The sequence below is a fragment of the Psychrobacter sp. CR212 genome (assembly GCF_059693765.1).
On the sequence record NZ_JCATIF010000011.1, the window covers coordinates 1 to 1455 of the forward strand.

The following is a 1455-nucleotide window of genomic DNA, read 5'->3' on the forward strand; positions in this document are numbered from 1 at the left end:
ATAGTTATAAACGAATCGTACCCTAAACCGACACAGGTGATCAGGTAGAGAATACCAAGGCGCTTGAGAGAACTCTGCTGAAGGAACTAGGCAAAATGGTACCGTAACTTCGGGAGAAGGTACGCTGTTGGTGGTGATAGGACTTGCTCCTTGAGCTGCTGGCAGTCGCAGATACCAGGCTGCTGCAACTGTTTATTAAAAACACAGCACTCTGCAAACACGAAAGTGGACGTATAGGGTGTGATGTCTGCCCGGTGCTGGAAGGTTAATTGATGGGCTTAGCGTAAGCGAAGGTCTTGATCGAAGCCCCAGTAAACGGCGGCCGTAACTATAACGGTCCTAAGGTAGCGAAATTCCTTGTCGGGTAAGTTCCGACCTGCACGAATGACATAATGATGGCAGCGCTGTCTCCAGCAGAGACTCAGTGAAATCGAAATCGCAGTGAAGATGCTGTGTACCCGCGGCTAGACGGAAAGACCCCGTGAACCTTTACTACAGCTTTACATTGAACTTTGACCTGACTTGTGCAGGATAGGTGGGAGGCTTTGAAACCGAGACGCTAGTCTTGGTGGAGCCAATCTTGAAATACCACCCTGGTCATGTTGGGGTTCTAACTCAGGTATCACAATACCGAGGACAATGTATGGTGGGTAGTTTGACTGGGGCGGTCTCCTCCTAAAGAGTAACGGAGGAGTACGAAGGTGCGCTCAGACCGGTCGGAAATCGGTCGAAGAGTATAAAGGCAAAAGCGCGCTTAACTGCGAGACCCACAAGTCGAGCAGGTACGAAAGTAGGTCTTAGTGATCCGGTGGTTCTGTATGGAAGGGCCATCGCTCAACGGATAAAAGGTACTCTGGGGATAACAGGCTGATACCGCCCAAGAGTTCATATCGACGGCGGTGTTTGGCACCTCGATGTCGGCTCATCTCATCCTAGGGCTGAAGCAGGTCCTAAGGGTATGGCTGTTCGCCATTTAAAGAGGTACGCGAGCTGGGTTTAGAACGTCGTGAGACAGTTCGGTCCCTATCTACCGTGGGCGTTGGAAATTTGAGAGGATCTGCTCCTAGTACGAGAGGACCAGAGTGGACGAACCACTGGTGTTCGGGTTGTCATGCCAATGGCATTGCCCGGTAGCTACGTTCGGATGGGATAACCGCTGAAAGCATCTAAGCGGGAAGCCCACCTCAAGATTAGATTTCCCTAAAGAGCCGTTCAAGACTAGGACGTTGATAGGCAGGGTGTGGAAGCACAGCGATGTGTGTAGCTAACCTGTACTAATTGCTCGTTTGGCTTGACCATACAACACCCAAGTGGTTTGTATCAAGTCTAATTATCTGTCATAGACAGAAAATATTTCGATATCACCTTTAACCTTGATTCAGTTAGGTTACGTGGTACTTATCAAAAGTCACACAAACAGACTCATATCTAACCCCCTTTGCTGACGACAATAGC

1 rRNA gene is annotated in these 1455 nt (G+C 49.3%); it reads left to right on the plus strand.

The features are described from left to right. Positions 1-1299, plus strand: a 23S ribosomal RNA gene (locus AC58CZ_RS13215); the annotation flags it as partial. Positions 1300-1455 lie beyond the last annotated feature (156 nt).